The 22,208-nt window shown below is 72.8% G+C and carries 17 protein-coding genes; 11 read left to right on the forward strand and 6 right to left on the reverse strand.

Annotated elements, in window-relative coordinates; translation table 11 throughout:
* The first annotated feature begins 1 nt into the window (after position 1).
* On the forward strand, positions 2–1,540 hold the full coding sequence (locus ACPCK6_RS06075) for a SpoIIE family protein phosphatase (protein WP_423480543.1): 1,539 nt from the start codon (positions 2–4) through the stop codon (positions 1,538–1,540).
* 28 nt (positions 1,541–1,568) lie between these two features.
* Here ACPCK6_RS06075 and ACPCK6_RS06080 read toward each other — a convergent pair whose 3' ends face one another.
* On the reverse strand, positions 1,569–2,357 hold the full coding sequence (locus tag ACPCK6_RS06080; RefSeq protein ID WP_423480544.1) for a DUF6597 domain-containing transcriptional factor: 789 nt from the start codon (positions 2,355–2,357) through the stop codon (positions 1,569–1,571).
* A gap of 31 nt (positions 2,358–2,388) precedes the next feature.
* On the opposite strand from ACPCK6_RS06080, the gene ACPCK6_RS06085 reads away from it, so the two are divergent.
* The 4 genes from ACPCK6_RS06085 (at position 2,389) to ACPCK6_RS06100 (ending at position 5,769) form a co-directional block, all read left to right on the forward strand.
* Positions 2,389–2,955, forward strand: coding sequence for a TIGR03086 family metal-binding protein (locus ACPCK6_RS06085; protein WP_423480545.1), 567 nt, complete (start codon positions 2,389–2,391; stop codon positions 2,953–2,955).
* Positions 2,956–3,026: 71 nt separating this feature from the next.
* Positions 3,027–3,563 carry a PadR family transcriptional regulator gene (locus ACPCK6_RS06090; protein WP_396881974.1) on the forward strand — a complete coding sequence of 179 codons (537 nt, stop codon included), beginning with the start codon at positions 3,027–3,029 and terminating at the stop codon, positions 3,561–3,563.
* Positions 3,560–4,261 (forward strand): ABC transporter ATP-binding protein, encoded by a 702-nt coding sequence (locus ACPCK6_RS06095; protein ID WP_194802091.1) that lies wholly within the window; start codon positions 3,560–3,562, stop codon positions 4,259–4,261. The genes ACPCK6_RS06090 and ACPCK6_RS06095 overlap by 4 nt, the downstream gene beginning before the upstream one ends.
* Positions 4,258–5,769 carry an FtsX-like permease family protein gene (locus ACPCK6_RS06100; RefSeq protein WP_396881975.1) on the forward strand — a complete coding sequence of 504 codons (1,512 nt, stop codon included), beginning with the start codon at positions 4,258–4,260 and terminating at the stop codon, positions 5,767–5,769. The genes ACPCK6_RS06095 and ACPCK6_RS06100 overlap by 4 nt, the downstream gene beginning before the upstream one ends.
* Positions 5,770–5,773: 4 nt before the next feature.
* On the opposite strand, the gene ACPCK6_RS06105 is transcribed toward ACPCK6_RS06100, so the two are convergent.
* Both ACPCK6_RS06105 and ACPCK6_RS06110 read right to left on the reverse strand, forming a co-directional pair.
* Positions 5,774–5,917: a hypothetical protein gene (locus tag ACPCK6_RS06105; protein ID WP_423480546.1), complete on the reverse strand. Its 144-nt coding sequence runs from the start codon at positions 5,915–5,917 to the stop codon at positions 5,774–5,776.
* A gap of 94 nt (positions 5,918–6,011) precedes the next feature.
* Positions 6,012–8,105: a S9 family peptidase gene (locus tag ACPCK6_RS06110; protein ID WP_423480547.1), complete on the reverse strand. Its 2,094-nt coding sequence runs from the start codon at positions 8,103–8,105 to the stop codon at positions 6,012–6,014.
* A gap of 100 nt (positions 8,106–8,205) precedes the next feature.
* Between ACPCK6_RS06110 and ACPCK6_RS06115 the strand changes: the two genes are divergently transcribed.
* On the forward strand, positions 8,206–9,759 hold the full coding sequence (locus ACPCK6_RS06115; RefSeq protein WP_423480548.1) for an FAD-binding oxidoreductase: 1,554 nt from the start codon (positions 8,206–8,208) through the stop codon (positions 9,757–9,759).
* A 292-nt stretch (positions 9,760–10,051) separates the two neighbouring features.
* Here the strand turns inward: ACPCK6_RS06115 and ACPCK6_RS06120 are convergent, their stop codons facing one another.
* Positions 10,052–12,112 carry a SpoIIE family protein phosphatase gene (locus tag ACPCK6_RS06120; protein WP_423480549.1) on the reverse strand — a complete coding sequence of 687 codons (2,061 nt, stop codon included), beginning with the start codon at positions 12,110–12,112 and terminating at the stop codon, positions 10,052–10,054.
* Positions 12,113–12,282: 170 nt separating this feature from the next.
* On the opposite strand from ACPCK6_RS06120, the gene ACPCK6_RS06125 reads away from it, so the two are divergent.
* Complete coding sequence (locus ACPCK6_RS06125) at positions 12,283–16,647, forward strand: HAMP domain-containing protein (protein WP_194802085.1); 4,365 nt, start codon at positions 12,283–12,285, stop codon at positions 16,645–16,647.
* Positions 16,644–17,201, forward strand: a complete 558-nt coding sequence (locus tag ACPCK6_RS06130) for a response regulator (protein ID WP_013283536.1) — start codon at positions 16,644–16,646, stop codon at positions 17,199–17,201. Before ACPCK6_RS06125 ends, ACPCK6_RS06130 begins: the two co-directional genes overlap by 4 nt.
* A gap of 4 nt (positions 17,202–17,205) precedes the next feature.
* Here ACPCK6_RS06130 and ACPCK6_RS06135 read toward each other — a convergent pair whose 3' ends face one another.
* Complete coding sequence (locus ACPCK6_RS06135) at positions 17,206–17,730, reverse strand: GbsR/MarR family transcriptional regulator (protein WP_225319687.1); 525 nt, start codon at positions 17,728–17,730, stop codon at positions 17,206–17,208.
* Positions 17,731–17,783: 53 nt separating this feature from the next.
* Here ACPCK6_RS06135 and ACPCK6_RS06140 point away from each other — a divergent pair, with 53 nt between their 5' ends.
* On the forward strand, positions 17,784–18,722 hold the full coding sequence (locus tag ACPCK6_RS06140) for an ABC transporter ATP-binding protein (protein WP_423480550.1): 939 nt from the start codon (positions 17,784–17,786) through the stop codon (positions 18,720–18,722).
* Positions 18,719–20,311, forward strand: a complete 1,593-nt coding sequence (locus tag ACPCK6_RS06145; protein ID WP_423480551.1) for an ABC transporter permease — start codon at positions 18,719–18,721, stop codon at positions 20,309–20,311. The genes ACPCK6_RS06140 and ACPCK6_RS06145 overlap by 4 nt, the downstream gene beginning before the upstream one ends.
* A gap of 80 nt (positions 20,312–20,391) precedes the next feature.
* On the opposite strand, the gene ACPCK6_RS06150 is transcribed toward ACPCK6_RS06145, so the two are convergent.
* Complete coding sequence (locus tag ACPCK6_RS06150) at positions 20,392–20,724, reverse strand: STAS domain-containing protein (RefSeq protein WP_013283540.1); 333 nt, start codon at positions 20,722–20,724, stop codon at positions 20,392–20,394.
* A gap of 146 nt (positions 20,725–20,870) precedes the next feature.
* Here ACPCK6_RS06150 and hemL point away from each other — a divergent pair, with 146 nt between their 5' ends.
* A complete protein-coding gene (hemL, locus tag ACPCK6_RS06155) occupies positions 20,871–22,208 on the forward strand; it encodes a glutamate-1-semialdehyde 2,1-aminomutase (protein WP_423480552.1) in 1,338 nt (445 codons plus the stop codon).

The raw sequence follows: 22,208 nt of genomic DNA on the forward strand, positions 1-22,208 counted from the left end.
GGTGGACGGCGGGCCGGTGACCGTGCTTGTGGTCGACGACAGCGGCCCCAAGCGATACCTGCTGGTCAACTGGCTGACCCGGGCCGGCTTCGTCACCGCCGAGGCGGAGAACGGCACGGCGGCGCTGGAGCGGGTGGCCCGGGAACACATCGACCTCGTGGTGCTCGACGTCCGGCTGCCCGACATGAGCGGGTTCGAGGTGTGCGAGCGGATCAAGGAGGCGTACCCGTCGATCCCGGTCATCCACGTCTCCGCCCACGCCGTCGACGTGGTGGACCGGGCACAGGGCCTCACCCGGGGCGCGGACGCCTACCTGGCCGAGCCGATCGAGCCGGAGGAACTGGTCGCCACCGCCCACGCGGTGCTGCGCTACTACCAGGCCCGGCGGCGGGCCGAGCAGCTCGCCGAACGGCTCGCCGCGCTGGCCGACGCCACTGTGGAGATGCACGCGTCACCGAACTTCGTCCGGCTGCTGGAGGCCGCCGCGAGCGGCGCGGCACGGATCTTCAAGGCCCCGGCGGCGGTGGTCGCGGAGACGTTCGACGGGGACTGCCTGGCCGGGGTGGCGTCCGACCCGCACACGCCGGCCACCATCGTGCCGTGGGTGGTGGACGACACCGGAGTGCCGATCGGCACCCGGGTACGCGTCGACGAGCCGGCCAACTGGGCGCTGGCCGGCTGGCCGGACGGCGACACCGTGACGGTTGCCGCGTCCCGGCTGCGCGAGGACCGGGCCCCGCTGTACGTGGTGGTGCCGACCGCCACCCAGACCGTACGCACGCCGGTGCTGGTGCAGCTCGCCCAGGCGGTCGCCTCGGCGGTGGAGGCGCAGCGGTCCTTCGACGAGGAGCACCGGATCGCTGTGACGTTGCAGCGCAGCCTGCTGCCGCAGCGGCTGCCGGACGTGAACGGCCTGGACCTGGCCGTCCGGTACGAGCCGGCGAGCGCGCAGACCGAGGTGGGCGGCGACTTCTACGAGCTGGTGATGCTCGACGGGCACCTGCTGGTGGCGATCGGTGACGTGGCCGGGCACTCGCTGCACGCCGCCACGGTGATGGCCGAGCTGCGGCACGCGGTGCGGGCGTACGCGGTCGAGGGGCACCAGCCGGGCGTGATCCTGGACCGGGTCAACGAGCTGATGCGCAGCCTGCTGCCCGCCGAGCTGGCGACCATCTGCGTCCTGCTGCTCCATCCGCCGACCGGGCGGGTCCGGATGGCCAGTGCCGGGCACCTGCCGGCGTTGCTGAGCCGGGACGGGCGGGTCGAGTTCGTGACGCAGTCCGCGCCGCTGCTCGGGGTGCGCGCGCCGCGCCCGCCGGACCTGGAGTTCGTGCTGCCCGCCGGGGCCACGCTCGTGCTCTACACCGACGGGCTGATCGAGCGGCGGGACGCCACCATCGACGACGGCATGGCGGCGCTCGGCGTGGTCGCCACCCGGGTGGACGACGACCTGGACGACTTCTGCCGGCGGCTGCTCGTCGAGCTGGCGCCGCCGGAGATCCACGACGACGTGGCGGTGGTGGCGGTCCGCCGCCGCTGACCCGCATCGGCGCGCGGCCCGCACCGCGTCACTGTCGCAGGGCGGCCAGCGAGCGGGCGTACGCCGCGGGTGAGACCCCCGCGACGGCGGTGAACTCGCGGACCAGGTGGGCCTGGTCGGCGTACCCCAGATCGACGGCGACCCGCGACCAGTCGAGCGGCCCGGCGGCGGCCTGTTCGATCGCCTCCTGGAGCCGGTAGCGGCGGATCACCCACTTCGGACCGACGCCGACGTGGTCCAGGAAGAGGCGCTGGAGCCGGCGCACGGAGACGGCGTGCCGCCGGGCGAAGTCGGTCACCCGCAGCACGGTCCGGTCGGCGCGGATCTCCTCGACCAGCGCGGTGGCCTCCGCGTTGAGTGGGTCGGCAACCGGCGACCACGAGGTCAGCAGCTCGTCCAGCCTGGCGCAGCGCTCGTCGTCGGTGCCGGGGCAGATCGGCCCGTCGGGGATCGGTACGCGCCGGCCGGTCAGCTCGGCGACCGGGCGCCGCCAGAACGGCCGGAACCCGCCCGGGCGGAACTGGACGCCGGAGACCCGGCCGGTGCCGTGCAGAGTGACGGTGAACAGGCCGGTGTCGACGCCGGCGATCTCGCCGTGTTCGGCCGCGCCCTCCTGCGCCTGGAACACCACGTTCACGGTCGGGTGCGGCACCACCCGTTGCTCGAACGGCTCGGTCAGATCCCAGTCGATCAGCCAGTAGTGCTCCACCCACCGGCGCAACGCCGGGGCGGCCAGCCGGCGCCGGAACCGGACCTGCCGGCGCAGCCGGACGGGATCGAGGATGCCCCGGTTGTCGCGCCGCGGTTCGTGTCGCATTTCTTCAAGACCGCCCTCATACGCTGCCCCTATGAGCACGAAGACTAGTGAGCTGCTCGCCGTCGCGGCGCCGCGTACGGCGGCGGTGGTGCGGAGGATCTCGGACGATCAGCTCGGCCTGCCCACGCCCTGTCCCGACTACACGGTGCGCGACCTGCTCGGTCACCTGTTCGACGTGGTGGTCAACTTCCAGGCGCTGGCGCGTCGGGAGGAGGTCGACTGGTCCGGCAAGACCGACCACCTCACCGACGGCTGGCGCGACCGGTTCGCGACCGAGACGACCCGGCTCACCGGGGCGTGGTCCGACCCGGCCGCGTTGGAGGGCGTCTCGCCCGGCATGGGGCTGCCGCAGGAGACGGTCGGCTTGATGGCCCTGATCGACCTGACCATCCACGGATGGGACCTGGCGCGGGCCACCGGCCAGGAGTTGACAGTGGACCCGGCCGTGGTGGCGGCGGGGCACGAGTTCATGGACCGGATGGGCGACATGGGCCAGAAGATGGGCGCGTTCGGCCCGCCGGTGCCCACCGGCGCGGCACCGGCCAGCGTGGACGCGCTGCTCGGCCGGGCCGGACGCGATCCGGCCTGGACCCGCTGATCCGAACGGCCCGCGTTGTCCCGCGCGGGCCGTTCTTGACAGCGCTATTCACTCAGCGAATAGTAAGGGAGGTGTCCACTCAGCACGTCCTGCTCGGGCTGCTCGCCGCCGGGCCACGCCACGGCTACGAGCTGAAGCGCGCGCACGACGAGCGACTGCCGCGGGCCCGGCCGCTCGCCTTCGGGCAGGTCTACGCGACGCTGGCCCGCCTGCACCGGGACGGCCTGGTCGTGCCGGCCGGCCAGGAACGCGACGGCGGCCCGGACCGGACCGCCTACGCGCTCACCGACGACGGACGGGCGGCACTCGACCGCTGGCTGGGCACCGTCGAACCACCGATGCCGTACGTGGCGAGCACGCTGTTCGCCAAGGTGGTCGTCGCGCTGCTGGTAGCAGACGCCGCGCAGGCCCGTGGCTACCTGATCGCCCAGCGCCGGGCGCACACGCAACGGCTGCGTGAGCTGACGGCGCTCAAGACCGCCCCCGGTGCCCGCCTCGACGAGGTGATCGCCGCCGATTTCGCCATCGCCCACCTCGACGCCGACCTCCGGTGGCTGCACACCACCCTGGACCGGGTCGTCGACTGGCACCGGGAGGTGCACTCGTGACGTTCCTGCAAGCGCGCGGCGTCGTCCGCGCGTACGGTCACACGCCCGCGCTGCGTGGCGTGACGCTCGACGTGGCCGAAGGCGAGATTCTCGCCGTCACCGGGCCGAGCGGATGCGGCAAGTCCACCTTGCTGCACTGCCTGGCCGGCATCCTGCGTCCCGACGCCGGTCAGGTCACCTGGCGCGGGGAACGGATCGACACGTGGCCGGAGGCGGCCCGCTCCCGGCTGCGCCGTACCGAATTCGGGGTGTTGTTCCAGTTCGGCCAGCTCGTCGCCGAGCTGACCGCGGCGGAGAACGTCGCCCTTCCGTTGTTGCTCGCCGGCACGGGGCGGCGAGCGGCACGGACGGCGGCGCTCTCCTGGCTGGACCGGCTCGGTGTGGCCGACGTCGCCGACGTCCGGCCCGGCGAGATGTCCGGCGGGCAACAGCAACGGTGCGCACTGTCCCGCGCCCTGGTCACCGAACCACGGGTGATCTTCGCCGACGAGCCGACCGGCGCGCTCGACACGCTGGCCGGCGAGCAGGTGCTCACCCAACTGGTCCGGCTGGCCCGCGAGCAGCGCTCCACAGTCGTGCTGGTGACCCACGAGCCGCGCATCGCCGCGTACGCGGACCGGGAGGTGAGCCTGCGCGACGGCATGGTCGACCACACCGGGCTCGGGCTCGACCCGGCGCTGCCGGGCGGGTCACGGTGAGGCCGGGCACGCTGCTGCGGCTCGCGCTTGCCGGCACCCGCACCGACATCGCCCGGGTGGTGCTCACCGCGGTGAGCGCCGCACTCGCGACGCTGGCCGGGCTGGCCGCGCTGACAGTGCTGGCGGTGGTGAAGCCGCCCGGCGATGCCTGGACGCAGTCCGACCAGTACACGAACGCCCTGCTGCGGGAACCCGGCCTGCGTCCCGGCGTCGCGTTCGCGGTGCTGCTGCTCTGCGTACCGGTGCTGGGACTGGCCGGGCAGTGCGCCCGCCTCGGTGCGCCCGGCCGGGACCGGCGGCTGGCCGCGTTCCGGCTGGCCGGCGCCACCCCCGGGCAGGTCACCCGGGTCGCGGTCGCCGAGACCGGCGTGGCGAGCCTGCTCGGCACCCTCATCGGCCTGGCCGTCTTCCTGGCCGGGCGCCGGCTGCTGCACCGGCCCGACGCCGACGGGCGGCTGCCGCTGCCCACCGACGTGCGTCCGGCCCCGCTCGCCGTGGCCGCCGTCGTGCTCGGCCTGCCGCTGGTGGCCGCGCTGGTCAGCGCCCTGCTGCTGCGGCGGGTCACCACCACCCCGTTCGGCGTCGTACGCCGGGTCCGCACCCGGGCACCCTGGCCGTGGCCGGGCGTGCTCATCCTCGCCGCGCTGGCGATGTTCGCCGCGATCCGCCCGCTCCTGCTCTGGTACGAACGGCGTGGCGCCGTGGCCCCCGACTGGCCGGTGCCGACACTGCTCGTCGTCGGCGGGCTGACCGCGATGATCGGCGTCGTGTCGGGCACCGGCTGGATCTCGTACCAGACCGGCCGGCTGCTGCACCGGCACGGACGCGGCCCGGCCGCCCTGCTCGCCGCCCGCCGGCTGGCCGCCGACCCGTGGGCCGGCAGCCGCACCTTCGCCGCGCTGCTGGCCGCGCTGATCTTCGGTGCCGGTGCCGCAGGACTGCGTGCCGACTTCCAGGCCGAGGCCGAGGTGACCCGCCGCACCGGCTCAGGACTGGCCGATCCGGGCTTCTACCTCGGCGCGATGGACCTGGTCGACCTCGCGGTCGTGGTGGCGATGGCGATCGCCGGCGGTGGGCTGCTCGTAGCGGTGGTCGAGGGGATCACCAGCCGGCGCCGGGCGTACGCGGCGCAGGTGGCGACCGGCGTGCCACGGGCCACCATCGGCCGGTCGCTGCTCTGGGCCGCACTCGCCCCCGCCGTGCCCGCGATCGGGCTCGCGCTGACTGTCGGCTACCTGCTGGTCCGGGGCGTCATGCCGGCACCGAGCAACGGCGGCTTCACGCGAACGATCTGCGACGCCGGCACGGAACTGTGCGGCGACCCGGCCACCGCGGCTCGGTACACCCGTACCGAATGGGTGCCGAAGACGACGATCCCGCCGGACGTACCGTGGGATCAGCTGGCCTGGCTCGCGGCCGGCGGGCTGGCGGCGGTGCTGGGCACGGTCGTGGCCGGCCTGCTGTTCCTGCGCGCCGCGACCTCGGTGGAGGAACTGCGCGCGGGCTGAGCGGTCAGCGGCCGAGCAGCCCGGCGGAGCCCGCGACGGTCAGGCCGATCACCGTCGAACAGCAGCAGACCACGAGCGCGGCGGCGACCACCACGAGGATCAGCCAGGCCGGTGCGCGTCGCGCCGCCGGCTGCTCCTCGTCGCTCATCCCGGCAGTCTAGGGCCCCGACGGCGCTGGCCCGGGTGTAAGGAAGGGCCCCTTATTAACAGACGTCTGTTAATAAGGGGCCCTTCCTTACACCTCACGCGCGGCCGACGCGGTCGAGGATCCAGGCGTTGACGAACGCCTCCTCGCGCCAGGAGTCGTAGCGGCCACTCGGACCGCCGTGGCCCGCGCCCATCTCGGTCTTGAGCAGGTAGTCGCCGGCCGGTGCGAGCGCGCGCAGCCGGGCGATCCACTTGGCCGGCTCGTGGTAGAGCACTCGCGTGTCGTTCAGGCTGGTCACCGCCAGCACCGCCGGGTAGGCGGCGGCCACCACGTTCTCGTACGGCGTGTACGACTTCATGTACGCGTAGACCTCGGGGTCGTCGAGCGGGTTGCCCCACTCCTCCCACTCGGTGACGGTCAACGGCAGCGACGGATCGAGGATCGAGGTGAGCGCGTCCACGAACGGCACCTGCGCGACGATGCCGGTGAACGCGTCCGGGGCGAGGTTCGCCACCGCACCCATCAGCAGGCCGCCGGCCGACGCGCCCCGGGCGACCAGCCTGTCGCTCGCCGTCCAGCCCGCCTTGACGAGGTGCCGGGCGCAGGCCACGAAGTCGGTGAACGTGTTCTTCTTGGCCAGCATCTTGCCCTCGTCGTACCAGCGCCGGCCCAGCTCACCGCCGCCGCGGATGTGCGCCACCGCGAAGATCACGCCGCGGTCGAGCAGGCTCAGCCGGGCGATCGAGAACCACGGGTCCATGCTGGCCTCGTACGACCCGTAGCCGTAGATGACGGCCGGTGCCGAGCCGTCGCGCGGCGTGTCGCGGCGGCAGACGAGCGAGATCGGTACGCGGGTGCCGTCGTCGGCGAGCGCCCAGTCCCGGTGCTGCTCGTAGTCGGCCGGGTCGTACGCCCGTCCGTCCGGCCCGGGAAGCACCGGCTTCTGCCGGCGTAGCGTCAGCTCCCGGGTGACCAGGTCGTAGTCGTAGACCGAGTCCGGGGTGACCAGCGAGGTGTAGCGCAGCCGGACCTCGTTCGTGCGGTACTCCGGGTTCGCGTCCAGCCCGACGCTGTAGATCGGCTCGGGGAAGTCGATGTCCCAGCTGTCGTCGCTGCCCACCGGCAGCACCCGCAGGCCGGTCAGCCCGTTGGTGCGCAGCGACACCACGAGGTGGTGCTCGAACGCGTCGACCGCCTCCAGGCGGGTGCCGGGCGTGTGCGGGATCAGCGGCTCCCACTCGCCCGGCGCGTCCGCCGACGTGTACGCCAGCGCGAAGTCCTCCGCGCCGTCGTTGTGCAGGATCAGGAAGCGGTGGCCGTGGTGCTCCACCGCGTACTCGATGCCCTGACGTCGCGGGGCCACGACGGCGGGCGCGCCGGTCGGGTTGGCCGCCGGGATCACCCACACCTCGCTGGTGATCTTGCTGTGGATGTCGATGACCACGAAGCGCTCCGAGCGGGTCAGCTCGACGCCGACCCAGAACCGCTCGTCGTCCTCCTGGTGGACCACCACGTCCTCGGTGGACGGCGTGCCGACGGTGTGCCGCCAGACCCGGTTCGGCCGCCACGCCTCGTCCACAGTGACGTAGAACAGCGTGGACGCGTCACTGGACCAGGCCGTGCCGTAGAACGTGTCCGGCACCTCGTCCGGCAGCGACTCGCCGGTGGTCAGATCCTTGATCCGCAGCGTGAAGCGCTCGTCGCCGGAGAAGTCGGTGGAGTAGGCCAGCCAGCGCCCGTCCGGGCTGACGTCGAACGCGCCGAGGGAGAAGAAGTCGTGCCCCTCGGCGAGCTGGTTGCCGTCCAGCAGCACCTCCTCGCCGTCGAGCGGGGCGCCGTCCACGCTGACCGGGGGCGCCGTCTCGCCCGGCCGCACCGCACGCCGGCAGTGCACGCCGTACTGCTGCCCCTCGACCGTACGGGTGTAGTACCAGTAGCCGTCCTTGCGCGTCGGCACCGACAGGTCGGTCTCCTGGGTGCGCCGGCGCGTCTCCTCGAACAGCTCCGCGCGCAGCCCGGCCAGGTGGGCGGTGCGCGCCTCGGTGTACGCGTTCTCGGCGTCCAGGTACGCGATCGTGTCCGGGTCGTCCTTGACGGCGAGCCAGGCGTACTCGTCGATCACGGTGTCACCGTGGTGGACGCGCTCGGACGGGACGCGCTTGGCGACGGGCGGTGGGGTTTCGGTCACGGCGCCACGTTACCGGTCGGCAGGGCGCCGCCGGGCTCGCCCGCCGACCGAAACCCGCGACTCGCCGCCAGGTCTTTCGAACATGTGTACGATAACCGCCATGGCGGATGCGGCACGTTCCACCCCTCGGCTCGGAGCCCTCGACATCACCCGGAAGCTGGCCGCGATCTGCGGCGACCCGTTCGCCCGGTTCGCCGGCCCGGCCGACGAGGTGGCCGGCCGTACCGCCCGATGGGTGGCCGTGCCGGGCGGCCCGCACGCCGCCGCCGAGGTGTTGCGGCTGGCCGCGGCGTACGACCTGACAGTGGTGCCCCGCGGTGCCGGCACGAAGATCGACTGGGGTGCCGCGCCGGCGCAGGTGGACATCATGCTCGACACCGGCCGCCTCGCCGGGGTCTGGCACGAGCCGCGCGACGCGGCGGTGGCCGAGATCGGCGCCGGTACGCCACTGCGCGCCGTCCAGGCCACGCTCGCGCGCACCAACCGGCGGCTGCCCGTCGACGCGCCCTCGCCGGGCGCGACGCTCGGCGGGGTGCTCGCCGCCGACGAGTCCGGTCCGTTGCGGCACCGGCACGGCAGCCCGTGTGCCCAGCTCGTCGGGGTGCGCTACCTCGACGCCGACGGCGAGCTGGTGAGCGTCGGCGAGTCCGGCACGGAGGCGCTCGGCCGGGCCGCGCCGGGCGGTGGCGGTGTCCGTCCGGGCGGGCGCGGTCCGGCGGGCGATGGTGACGGCGGTGCCGGCTCCGGGCCTGCCTGCGCGGTGGGCGGTCCCGGCTGGGGTGCCGGCGGTCCGGTGGGCGGTGCCGGCGGAGATCCGGGTCGCGGTGGCGGCGACGCGATACTCGGTCGGGGCGGGACGGCCGGCCTGGACGTGGCCCGCCTGCTCTGCGGCTCGCAGGGCGGGCTCGGCGTCCTGGTCTCGGCCACCATGCGGGTGCACGCCGTGCCGGCCGGCCGCCTCTGGGTGTCCCGTCCGGTGTGGACACCCCTGGAGGTGCACGACCTGGTCCGGGCCGTCCTGGCCGCCGACGTCGACCCGGCCGCCGTCGAACTGGACCTGCCGGTGCCGGTGCCGCTGCCCCGCCGTCGCATCCCGGCCACGCACCCGTCGGTGGTCAACCGGCCCGATCACCCGGCCGTGACCGGGCGACCCGCGGCGGGCAGCCTGGTGGTGCTGCTGGAGGGCGGCCCGGCCGACGTGACCGAGCGGGCCGAACGGCTCACCGCCGTCCTCGGCTCCGAGGCGATGGTCGGTCACCACGCGCCGGAATGGTGGGGGCGTTACCCGTTCGCACCCGGCGACACGGCGCTGCGTATCGAGGTGCCGATAGGCGACCTGCACGCCGCCGTCTACGCGTTGCGCGACGCCACCGGCGGCCCGGTGCCGGTACGCGGCTCAGCCGGCTCGGGCACCGTGCACGCCGCACTGTCCGGCGCGCTGCCGCCCGAGCGGGTCGCCTCGATCCTCACCGCCGTCCGCAGCGTGCTGATCGCCCGGCGGGGCCGGTGCGTGGTGGTGGCCGCGCCGGCGGCGGTACGCCGTGCCGTGGACCTCTGGGGCGAGCTGCCCGCGTTGCCGCGCCTGCGCAGCGCCAAGGCCCACCTGGACCCGCACCACCGCCTGGCCCCCGGCCGTCTCCCCGGCGGCCTCTGACCGCCTCGCCCTCCCCGGCACCAGCCCGCCCCGCCCCGCCCCGCCTCGCCCCGCCCCGGTGATCAAGGACTTTGCGTCAGATTTCGCGCCCCCGGAGAACACAAACTCCTTGATCACCGCCGATGGGCGACCTGAAGCGCGACGGGGCGACCTGAAGCGCGACGACAGGCGGCCGGACGCGTCCGTGGCATGCCGGAGTGGGTTGACCATGAAGTTGACGGGGAGGAAACGGGCGAATTGAGCGGCCAACTTCATGATCGACGGTGCCCCCGCCCCGGGCGGGGTGGGAGGGCTATGGGGTGTCGTTTCGGAGGACCAGGATGGCGATGTCGTCGCGTGGAGGCTCCACCGAGAACGCGATCGTGGCGGCGCGCAGCCGGGCGGCCACCACGTCGGCCGAGTACCCGGCCAGCGGCGCCGCCGACTCGCGCAACCGGTCGGTGCCGAACAGCTCGCGTCCGCGCCGCCGCTCGGTGACCCCGTCGGTGTAGAAGATCAGCGCGTCCCCCGGCTTGAGCGTCAGCTCGGCGGTCGGTGTGGTGATCGTGTCGAGCAGGCCCAGCGCCGTACCGCCGACCCCGACGAACGTCGCCCCGCCACCGCCGTGCAGCAGCACCGGGCGGTCGTGGCCGGCCAGGTGCAGCGAGACGTCGAGCTGGTCGCCGTCGCCGGGTGCGACAGCCGCCAGCGCCAGCGTGCAGTAGCGTCCGCCACCGCGCTCCACGAGCGTCTCGTTGAGCCGGCCGAGCACCTCGGGCAGCGGCTTGCCGTCGCCGACGAGCACCCGGATCACGTCCCGGACCAGGCCGGTCACGGCGGCGGCCTGTACGCCCTTGCCCGATACGTCGCCGACCACCACGAGCCAGCGGCCGTCCGGCAGCGGGAGCACGTCGTAGAAGTCGCCGCCGACCTCCGCGTCGTCGCCGGTCGGGACGTACTCGGCGGCGAAGCCGATGCCCTCGACCACCGGGAGCACCGGCGGCAGCAGCGACTGCTGGAGCGTCTGTGCGACCCGGCGGCGCTCGGCGTGGATGCGGGCGTTCTCGATGGCGAGGGCGGCGCGGCGGGCCACGTCCTCCAGCACCGACACCTCGTCCGGGTCGTGCCGGTGCCGCTGGTGCCGGCCCACGGCGAGGGTGCCGAGCCGCTGGCCACGGGCGATCAGCGGTACGGCGAAACCCTCCATCGGCCCGCCGAGCGGCACCTGGGCGGCGTTGCGGGACGCCTCGCGCAGCCGGGACTGGATCGAGTCCGGGCCGGTCTCCTGGAGGATCCGGTGCAGCTGCGGCAGCATCGCCTCGTCGGCGTGGCTGGACGCGGCGAGGCGCAGCCGGCCCCACTCGTCGGTGGTGTGCACGGCGCACCACTGGCCGAGCCGGGGCACCACGAGCTGCGGGATGAGCGCCATGGTCAGCTCGACGTCGAGCGACTGGGCGAGCAGTTCACTGGCCTCGGCGAGGAACGTCAGCCAGGTGGAGCGGCGTACGTCGGCGCGGCGCAGCCGGTCGTTCTCCAGGTGCAGGGACAGCCGCTCGGCGGCCAGCACGGCGAGCGGCCGGGCATACGCCGAGGGCGCCGCGTCCAGTTCCAGCTCACCGGCGTACGGGCGGTGCACGGCCAGCGGTACGCGCAGCAGCTCGTTGCCGTCGCGTGGCGGCCGGCCGTACCGGGCGAAGACCTGGGTGCCGAGCCCGTCGCCCCGGTCCAGCCGGACGGTGCCACCGGCGGCGCCCACCATCTCGCCGACCCGGGTCAGCAGCCCGGTGGCGAACTCGGGCAGCGGCTCGTCGGCGTACGAGTCGGGGGTGAGCTGCATCAACTCGCTCATGGCCGCGGCGCTCGGCGTACCGTCGCCGGTTCGGTCCGGTTCGGCGACGCGCAGCGGGCCGGCCGACGGCCGGGCGGACCCGCCGGGGCCGGGCCGGTCGAGGCGGAACCAGACGCCCTTGCCGGTGGGCAGGTACGTGGTGCCCCACCGGCTGGAGAAGTGGTCGACGAGCAGCAGGCCGCGCCCCCGGGCGGCGACCTCGGTGATGTCGGACGTGGTGTTGCGCACGCCCACGATCAGCTCGTCGACCGGGCCGGAGGCGAAGTCGGTGACTGTCACGGTGAGGCCGTTGCGGTCGGTGTCGACCTCGATGTCCAGTTCGGTACGCGCGTGCTCGACGGCGTTGGTGGTCAGCTCGGTGGTGAGCAGCAGCGCCTCGTTCAGCAGCTCGGGCAGCCGCGCTTCGAGCAGCATCGTGCGGACCAGCGCGCGGGCCGCCGCCGGGGTGCGGCGGTCGGCGGGGAGGCGGACGCGGCGGACGCGCTCGTCCGCGCCGCCGCTGACCGGCCCTGCCTCCGCTGACACCTTCGTATCCTCCACCGCGCCCACCCCGGGTGCCAAGCATCAGGCCGAACCCGCCACCCGGGTCGATACCGCACGTGACGCGCGATCACACGCGGTGACCTCGACGGATCGCGCGGCACAATGATGGGATGGCCCGTGTGACCGCACGAGCCCGAGCGGAGCGAGGAACGATGGCCACGGTGAATCAGTCGGTGACCGCTGACCCGTCCGCGTCCGACCACGAGGTGCTCCTCGGCGAACTTGTCGAGGCGTTGCGCCGGGTGGGGCGCGGCGATCTGCGGGTGCGCCTGCCCCGGCGGGCGGGTCTGCCCGGTGAGGTCGCCGACGCCTTCAACGACGTGGTGTCGTTGCAGGAGCGGCAGCACCTGGACCTGCGGCGGATCAGCCGGATCGTCGGCCGTGACGGCCGGCTCACCGAGCGCCTGGACGACGAGGGCCTGGACGGCTCGTGGGCGGAGGGGCAGCGGGCGGTCAACTCGCTCATCGACGACCTGGGCCGGCCGACCACCGAGATCGCCCGGGTCATCGTGGCGGTCGCCGACGGCGACCTCTCCCAGCACATGGCGCTGGAGATAGACGGTCGCCCGCTGCGTGGTGAGTACCTGCGCATCGGTCGCACGGTGAACACGATGGTGGACCAGCTCTCGTCGTTCGCCGACGAGGTGACGCGCGTGGCGCGTGAGGTGGGTACCGAGGGCAAGCTGGGCGGCCAGGCCGACGTGCGCGGGGTGGCCGGCACCTGGAAGGACCTCACCGACTCGGTGAACACCATGGCGTCGAACCTCACCGGGCAGGTGCGGTCGATCTCCCAGGTGGCGACGGCGGTGGCGAAGGGCGACCTGTCGCAGAAGATCACGGTCGGGGCGCGCGGCGAGGTGGCCGAGCTGGCCGACACGATGAACTCGCTCACCGACACGCTGCGGCTGTTCGCCGAGCAGGTGACCCGGGTGGCCCGCGAGGTGGGTACCGAGGGCAAGCTGGGCGGCCAGGCCGAGGTGCCGGGCGTGGCCGGCACGTGGAAGGACCTGACCGACAACGTCAACTCGATGGCGTCGAACCTGACCGCGCAGGTGCGCAACATCGCCCAGGTGTCCACGGCGGTGGCTAAGGGCGACCTGTCGCAGAAGATCACGGTGGCCGCCCAGGGCGAGATCCTGGAGCTGAAGGACACCGTGAACACGATGGTGGACCAGCTGTCGTCGTTCGCCGACGAGGTGACCCGGGTGGCCCGTGAGGTGGGCATCGAGGGCAAGCTGGGCGGCCAGGCGCAGGTGCGTGGCGTCTCCGGCACCTGGCGCGACCTCACCGAGAACGTCAACCAGCTCGCCGGCAACCTGACCAGCCAGGTCCGCAACATCTCCCAGGTCTCCACCGCGGTCGCCAAGGGCGACCTGGGTCAGAAGATCACGGTGGACGCGCAGGGCGAGATCCTGGAGCTGAAGAACACCGTCAACACGATGGTCGACCAGCTCTCCTCGTTCGCCGACGAGGTGACCCGGGTGGCGCGCGAGGTGGGTACCGAGGGCAAGCTGGGTGGTCAGGCCCAGGTCAAGGGCGTCTCCGGTACGTGGCGCGACCTGACCGACAACGTGAACTCGATGGCGTCGAACCTGACCAGCCAGGTGCGGAACATCGCCTCGGTCACCACGGCGGTGGCGAAGGGTGACCTGTCGCAGAAGATCACCGTTGATGCCCGGGGTGAGATCCTGGAGCTGAAGTCCACTGTCAACACGATGGTGGACCAGCTCTCGTCGTTCGCCGACGAGGTCACGCGGGTGGCGCGCGAGGTGGGTACCGAGGGCAAGCTCGGCGGCCAGGCGCAGGTGCGCGGCGTCGCCGGCACCTGGCGCGACCTGACCGACAACGTGAACTCGATGGCGTCGAACCTGACCGCGCAGGTGCGCAACATCGCCCAGGTGTCCACGGCCGTCGCCAAGGGCGACCTGTCGCAGAAGATCACAGTGGACGCGCAGGGCGAGATCCTGGAGCTGAAGTCCACTGTCAACACGATGGTGGACCAGCTCTCGTCGTTCGCCGACGAGGTGACCCGGGTGGCCCGCGAGGTGGGTACCGAGGGCAAGCTCGGTGGTCAGGCCCAGGTCAAGGGCGTCTCCGGTACGTGGCGCGACCTGACCGACAACGTGAACTCGATGGCGTCGAACCTGACCAGCCAGGTGCGGAACATCGCCTCGGTCACCACGGCCGTGGCGAACGGCGACCTGGGCCAGAAGATCACAGTGGACGCCCAGGGCGAGATCCTCGAACTGAAGAACACCGTCAACACGATGGTCGACCAGCTCTCCTCGTTCGCCGACGAGGTCACCCGGGTGGCCCGCGAGGTGGGTACCGAGGGCAAGCTGGGTGGTCAGGCCCAGGTCAAGGGCGTCTCCGGTACGTGGCGCGACCTCACCGAGAACGTCAACCAGCTCGCCTCCACCCTGACCACGCAGTTGCGCGCGATCGCGCAGGTCTCCACGTCGGTGACCCGCGGCGACCTGACCCAGCGGATCAACGTGAAGGCGCAGGGCGAGGTCGCCGAGCTGAAGGACAACATCAACCAGATGATCGTCACCCTCCGGGAGACGACCAAGAAGAACGCCGAGCAGGGCTGGCTGGACTCGAACCTGGCCCGGATCGGTGGTCTGCTCCAGGGCCAGCGCGACCTGGGCGAGGTCTGCCGGATGATCATGCAGGAGGTGACCCCGCTGGTGGACGCGCAGCTCGGCGCGTTCTTCCTGGCGGACAGCTCCGAGGGCAGCATGCGGCTGCGGCTCACCGCCTCCTACGGGTACGTGGCACGCGGCCACGACGTCACGTTCGGCCCGGGTGAGGGGCTGGTCGGGCAGGCCGCCCTGTCCCGCCGGACGATCCGGGTCAAGGCGCAGCCGGACGGCCGCCTCGTCGTACGGTCCGGACTGGCCGACACGCCCCCGGCCGACCTGGTGGTGCTGCCGGTCCAGTTCGAGGGCGAGCTGCTCGGCGTGATCGAGTTCGCCGGGGTGGCCACGTTCTCCGAGCTGCACCTGGCGTTCCTGGAGCGGCTGGTGCTCACCATCGGCGTCGCTGTCAACACCATCCAGGCCAACCGGCGTACCGAGGAACTGCTGGCGCAGTCGCAGCGGCTGGCGCACGAGATGCAGGACCAGTCGGCCGAGTTGCAGCGCACCAACGCCGAGCTGGAGGACAAGGCGAAGCTGCTGTCCGAGCAGAAGGCCAACATCGAGACGCAGAACCGGGAGATCGAGCTGGCCCGCCTCGGCCTGGAGGAGAAGGCCCAGCAGCTCACCCGCGCGTCGGCGTACAAGTCGGAGTTCCTGGCGAACATGAGCCACGAGCTGCGTACGCCGCTGAACTCGCTGCTCCTGCTGGCCCGGCTGCTGGCCGAGAACCCGGAGCGCAACCTCAGCGCGAAGCAGATCGAGTTCGCGCGGACCATCCACGGTGCCGGCTCGGACCTGCTGTCGCTGATCGACGACATCCTCGACCTGTCGAAGATCGAGGCGGGCCGGATGGACGTGGAGCCCACCGAGATCCAGTTCGCCGAGATCCGCGGGTACGTCGAGCAGGCGTTCGCGCCGCAGGCCGAGGAGAAGGGCCTGGACTTCCAGGTCCGGGTGAGCCGCGACCTGCCGCCCGCGCTGGTCACCGACGCCCAGCGGTTGCAGCAGATCCTGCGCAACCTGCTGTCGAACGCGGTGAAGTTCACCGACAACGGCGCGGTGACGCTGCGGATCGGCCCGGCGGCCGAGAACGCCGTCTTCGACGTACCGGCGCTGACGAACGCGCAGCGGGTGATCGCGTTCACCGTGATAGACACCGGCATCGGGATCTCCGACGACAAGCTGTCGCTGATCTTCGAGGCGTTCCAGCAGGCGGACGGCACCACCAGCCGCCGCTACGGCGGCACCGGGCTGGGCCTGTCCATCAGCCGTGATCTGGCCCGCCTGCTCGGCGGCACGATCACCGTCTCGTCCGCGCCCGGTCAGGGTTCGACGTTCACTCTCTTCGTACCCGATGTGCTGGCGCCGGACGCGGTGGTGGCGCCGGCGCCGCCGTCGCCGAGCCGCGCGGGCCTGCCGTCGTCGCTGCTCATGCCGATGGAGCTGCCGCAGCCGCAGGAGACGCCCGCCACCCGGCGCCTGGACGGCGTGACCGTGCTGATCATCGACGACGACGTGCGGAACGTGTTCGCGCTGACGTCCGCGTTGGAACTGCACGGGATGACCGTGTTGTACTCGGACAACGGGGCGGACGGTGTCCGCCAGCTCGCCGAGCACCCGGAGGTGGACATCGTCCTGATGGACGCCATGATGCCGGACCAGGACGGGTACGAGACGACAGCGCAGATCCGCCGCAACCACCGGTTCGCGGACCTTCCGATCGTCTTCCTGACCGCGAAGGCGATGCCCGGCGACCGGGAGTCGGCGCTCGGCGCCGGCGGCAGCGACTACATCACCAAGCCGGTGGACCTGGACGAGCTGATCGAACTGATGGCGTCCTGGATCGGCCGGAGCCGAGGCGAGGAGAACGCGTGACGCAGACGGCCAAGGCCCTGCTGGTGGACGACCGGCGGGAGAACCTGATGGCGCTGGAGGCGATCCTCCAGGGTCTCCCGGTGCAGTCGGTCGCGGTGGAGAGCGGCGAGGCGGCGCTCAAGCAGCTCCTGGTGGACGACTTCGCGGTGATCCTGCTGGACGCCCAGATGCCGGACATGGACGGGTTCGAGACCGCCACCCACATCAAGCGGCGGGAGCGCACCCGGCACGTACCGATCATCTTCCTGACCGCCGCGGACAAGGACGCCCAGCTCGCGCTGCGCGGCTACGCGGCCGGCGCGGTCGACTACCTGACCAAGCCGTTCGACCCGTGGGTGCTGCGCGCCAAGGTGACGGTCTTCGTCGACCTGTGGGTGAAGACGCGGCAGCTCGCCGCCCAGTCGGATCTGGTCCGGGAGCGGGATCTCCAGTGGCGGCACCTGACCGACGCGGTCGACGAGGCGACGGCGCTGCTGCGCGCCGACGACGACCCGTCCACCCGGGAACGCGCGGTGGAGCTGCTGGAGCAGGCGCGCTGGGGCAACACCCGCTGACGGTTCAGCCGCCGGCCGGGCCGCCGTGCCCGGTCGCGGCCCGCCGGGCCCGCCAGCGGTCGCCGAGCGATTCCAGTTCCTCCTGTACGAAGAGGAAGAAGTCGCGCATCTCGGCGACCCGCTCACCGGCCGGTGTGCTCCGCCCGTGCAGCGCGTCGACCCCGCCGGCGGCGATGTCGATGAAGTTCTTGTAGAGCGTGGTCTTGGTGATCGTCGCCTCGTACCACGGGTTGTCGGGCATCCGGTAGCGGTCGCGCCGGGAGCCCTTGACCGGCTCGCGGACCAGCATGGCGAACTGGGTCAGGTAGCGGACCGCGCCGCTGACCGCCGCCGCGCTGACGCCGAGCCGCTCGGCGATCTCACCCGCGGTGAGCGGGTCGTCGGCGCTCATCACGGTGAACAGGACGCGTGCGGCCATCCGGGGGAAGCCCACGTCGGCGAAGGCCATCGCCATCCGCTCGACGAAGAGGTGGACCTCTTCCTCGTCGTGCTGGGGCGGCACGTTCATGGTCGGCTCCTCGACACTCACCCCGTGACCCTACAGTCTTCACAACTTTGTGAAACAAGCGTAGCTTCTGAAGTATGGAAACGGCAATCGACGTATCCGGCCTGGTGAAGACCTTCGGCCGCACCCGGGCCCTCGACGGGCTCGACCTGACCGTTCGCACCGGAGAGGTGCACGGCTTCCTGGGCCCGAACGGCTCCGGCAAGTCGACCACCATCCGGGTGCTGCTCGGCCTGCTGCGGGCGGACGCGGGGGCCGTCCGACTACTGGGCGGCGACCCGTGGCGGGACGCGGTGACGCTGCACCGCCGCCTCGCGTACGTACCCGGCGACGTCACGCTCTGGCCCCACCTCAGCGGCGGCGAGGTGATCGACCTGCTCGGCCGGCTACGCGGCGGGCTCGACTCGAAGCGCCGCGCCGACCTGCTCTACGACTTCGAGCTGGACCCGCGCAAGAAGGGACGCACCTACTCCAAGGGCAACCGGCAGAAGGTCGGCCTGGTGGCCGCGCTCGCCTCCGACGTGGAGCTGCTCATCCTGGACGAGCCGACCTCCGGGCTCGACCCGCTGATGGAGGAGGTCTTCCAGCACTGGGTCCGCCGGGCCCGGCAGGACGGGCGCACGGTGCTGCTGTCCAGCCACATCCTCGCCGAGGTGGAGGCGCTCTGCGACCGGGTGACGATCATCCGGGCCGGCCGGACCGTCGAGTCCGGCACGCTCGGCGACCTGCGCCACCTGCACCGCACCGCCATCGACGCCGAGGTCACCGCGCCGCTGGACGGCTTGGCCGACCTGCCCGGTGTGCACGACCTGCGGGTGGACGGGCAGCGGGTCCGCTTCGACGTGGACACCGCGTCGCTCGACGCCGCGCTGCGCCGGCTCACCGAGCTGGGGGTACGCAGCCTGGTCAGCACGCCGCCCACGCTCGAGGAACTGTTCCTGCGGCACTACGAGACGGCGCCTGCCGTCGACGTGGCGCCCTCGGCGGCGGCTCGCGAGGGAGCGGACCGGTCATGAGCACGCTCACCGGCACCCGTCATCTGGTCCGGCTGATCCTGCGCCGGGACCGCCTCCTGCTGCCGCTGTGGGTGCTCGTCCTCGCGGTACTGCCGATCACGTACGCGGCCAGCTTCTTCGAGCTGTTCCCCACCGCCGCCGAACGGGCCGCGTACCTGGAGGGCACCGCCCGCAACCCGTCGATCGTCGCGCTGCTCGGCCCGGCGTACGGCGACAGCGTCGGCGCGCTCACCGCCCAGCGCAGCGGCTTCCTGCTGCTCATCGTCGCGCTGGCGAGCCTGCTCACGGTCATCCGGCACACCCGCACCGAGGAGGAAGCCGGGCGGCGGGAACTGCTCGGCGGCAGCGTCCTCGGACGGCACGCCGGGCTGACCGCCGCGCTGCTCGTCACGTACGCCGCCGACCTGGTACTCGGGCTGCTCACCGCCGCCGGGCTCGTCTCGACCGGGCTGCCGGTCGGCGGCTCGCTCGCGTACGGGCTGGTCACCGTGCTGACCGGCGCGGTCTTCGCCACACTCGGCGGGCTGGCCGCCCAGCTCACCGAGACCGCGGGCGGGGCGCGGGGCGTCGGCCTCGCCGGTCTCGGCGCCGCGTTCGGGCTGCGCCTGGCCGGGGATACCGCCGGCAACGACTGGCCGAGCTGGCTGTCCCCGCTGGGCTGGGCCGCCCGCGTCCGGCCGTACGAGGGGGAGCGGTGGTGGGTGCTGCTTCTGCCGCTGGCCGCGACGGTGCTGCTCGCCGCGCTCGCGTACCCGATCTCGGTCCGCCGCGACCTGGGCGCGGGCGTGCTGCCGCCCCGGCTCGGCCCGGCCGGCGCGGGCGGCGCGTTGTCCGGTCCGTTCGGGCTGGCCTGGCGGCTGCACCGGGGGCAGATCCTCTGGTGGTCGGTCGGGTTCGGCCTGCTCGGGCTGATCCTCGGTGGCGCCGCAGAGGCGGCCGGCCGGTCCGTCGAGGGGAGTCCGCGGATGGAGGAGATCGTGGCCCGGCTCGGCGGGGCGTCCGGGATGGCCGACGCGTACCTGGGGGTCACACTGAGCCTGGCCGGGCTCGCCGCCGCCGGGTACGGCATCCAGGCCGCGCTGCGGATGCGCGCCGAGGAGGCCGCCGGGCACGCCGAGCCGGTGCTCGCCACCGGTACCCGGCGCTCCACCTGGCTGCTGTCGCACGTGGCGATCGCGCTGCTCGGCCCGGTGGTGGTGCTCGGGGTGACCGGCCTCGCGACCGGCCTGACGTACGGGCTGAGCACCGGCGACGTGCCCCGCCAACTGGGCCGGATGCTCGCCGCGGGCCTGGCCCAGGTACCGGCGGCGTGGGTGCTGGCCGGGCTCGCCGTGCTGCTCTACGGCCTGCTGCCCCGGCTCGCGTCCGCCGCCTGGGTGGTGCTGGCGGTCTGCGTGCTGCTCGGGCAGCTCGGCGCCGTGCTGGAGCTGGACCAGTGGCTGCTGGACGTGTCCCCGTTCACGCACACCCCGCAGGTGCTGCGCGACACGTGGACCGCAACCCCGCTCTACGTGCTGACCGCCCTGGCGGTGACCCTGGCCACAGCAGGCCTGCTGACGTTCCGCCGCCGCGACATCCCCATCGTCTGAAGCAGTTGATCTTGCACTTGCGGCCCCGGCGAAAGGGGTTAATCACCCTCGCAAAGGGCCGCAAGTGCAAGATCGCGCGGTCAGGGGGTGGCCTCGTTGCGGATCATCAGGGCGCTGCGGAGGCCGGTGATGTCCAGGACGCGGATCAGGAAGTCGCCGACGTTGGTGAGCATCAGCAGGCACTGGGTGTGACTGGCCTTGCGGCTGAGCACCACGAGCGTGCCCAGGCCCTGTGAGTCGCAGAACGTGACCCCGGCCAGGTCGAGCACGATGCGCGGGGGCGGATCCGCCAGCACCTCGTTCACCACTGTCGAGAGCTGGGCGGCCGTGAGCATGTCGATCTCACCGGCCAGGCGAAGCACGGCTTCGTCACCCGTCCGGTGTACGGTGATGGACAGTTCGGCACGATCCACCCGGTCAGCCTATCGCGATCTCGACCGGCGGGCCTGTCGAGCGGATCGCCGTCGGCCCGTCGCGCCGCTCAGGCGGGTGAGCCTGGTAACCCCCGTCGCGGGGTGCCTGCCAGGCAGCACTCCGGCGCTGACACAATGGCCCCATCGTGACCGAGACCTTTTCCGCCGGATCCGGCCGTTACCCGGCCGACGCCCCGGCCTCCGAGGCCCTGTTCGACCGCGCCAAGGCCGTCGTGCCCGGCGGGGTCAACTCTCCCGTGCGCGCGTTCCGTGCCGTCGGCGGCACCCCGCGCTTCATGGTCCGGGGGGAGGGTCCGTGGCTCTTCGACGCCGACGGTCGTCGCTACGTCGACCTGGTCTGCTCCTGGGGCCCGCTGATCCTTGGCCACGCGCACCCGGCAGTGGTGGAGGCGCTGCGCGAGGCGGCGCCGCTCGGCACCAGCTTCGGCACGCCGACGCCGGGTGAGGTCGACCTGGCCGAGGAGATCATCGCGCGGACGCCGGTGGAGCAGGTGCGCCTGGTCAACTCCGGCACCGAGGCGACCATGTCGGCGATCCGGCTGGCCCGCGGCTTCACCGGCCGCGCCAAGATCATCAAATTCTCCGGCTGCTACCACGGCCACTCGGACGCGCTGCTCGCCGCCGCCGGCTCCGGCGTGGCCACGTTCGGCCTGCCCGACTCGCCCGGCGTGACCGGCGCGGCGGCGGGCGACACCATCGTGCTGCCGTACAACGACCTGCGCGCGGTCGAGGAGGCGTTCGCCGCCGAGGGGCAGCACATCGCCGCGATCATCACCGAGGCCGCGGCCGGCAACATGGGCGTGATCGCGCCCCGCGACGGCTTCAACTCCGAGCTGGCCCGGATCGCCCACGCCAACGGCGCACTGCTCATCGTCGACGAGGTGATGACCGGCTTCCGGGTGTCCCGCGCCGGATGGCACGGCCTCGACCCGTCGGACGCGGACCTGTGGACGTACGGGAAGGTCATGGGTGGCGGCCTGCCCGCCGCGGCGTTCGGCGGGCGGACGGAGATCATGGCGAAGCTCGCCCCGGCCGGCCCGGTCTACCAGGCCGGCACGCTCTCCGGTAACCCGCTGGCCTGCGCGGCCGGCCTGGCCACGCTGCGGCTGGCCGACGACGCGCTCTACCGGCGGCTCGACGAGACCGCCGCCGCGCTCGGCAAGCTCACCACCGAGGCGCTGTCCGCGGCCGGCGTGCCGCACCGCCTCTCCACCGCGGGCAACATGTTCTCGGTCTTCTTCACCGACGCGGACGTGCACGACTACGACAGCGCCCGCACCCAGGTGGTGCCGGCGTTCAAGGCGTTCTTCCACGCGATGCTCGCCGGCGGCGTCTACCTGCCGCCGAGCGCGTTCGAGTCGTGGTTCGTCTCGACCGCGATCGACGACGCCGCGTGGGAGCAGATCGCCGCCGCCCTTCCGGTGGCGGCGCGGGCGGCGGCAGCGGCGGGAAGCGGGGGGTAA

This window comes from Micromonospora sp. AB353 (assembly GCF_049538395.1).
Classification (GTDB): domain Bacteria; phylum Actinomycetota; class Actinomycetes; order Mycobacteriales; family Micromonosporaceae; genus Micromonospora; species Micromonospora aurantiaca.

Bases quoted from the DNA above. Each gene is read 5' to 3' on its own strand.
- ACPCK6_RS06080 (WP_423480544.1), bottom strand. From the start codon at position 2,357: ATGCGACACGAACCGCGGCGCGACAACCGGGGCATCCTCGATCCCGTC.
- ACPCK6_RS06085 (WP_423480545.1), top strand. From the start codon at position 2,389: ATGAGCACGAAGACTAGTGAGCTGCTCGCCGTCGCGGCGCCGCGTACG.
- ACPCK6_RS06105 (WP_423480546.1), bottom strand. From the start codon at position 5,917: ATGAGCGACGAGGAGCAGCCGGCGGCGCGACGCGCACCGGCCTGGCTG.
- ACPCK6_RS06115 (WP_423480548.1), top strand. From the start codon at position 8,206: ATGGCGGATGCGGCACGTTCCACCCCTCGGCTCGGAGCCCTCGACATC.
- ACPCK6_RS06125 (WP_194802085.1), top strand. From the start codon at position 12,283: ATGGCCACGGTGAATCAGTCGGTGACCGCTGACCCGTCCGCGTCCGAC.
- ACPCK6_RS06140 (WP_423480550.1), top strand. From the start codon at position 17,784: ATGGAAACGGCAATCGACGTATCCGGCCTGGTGAAGACCTTCGGCCGC.
- ACPCK6_RS06145 (WP_423480551.1), top strand. From the start codon at position 18,719: ATGAGCACGCTCACCGGCACCCGTCATCTGGTCCGGCTGATCCTGCGC.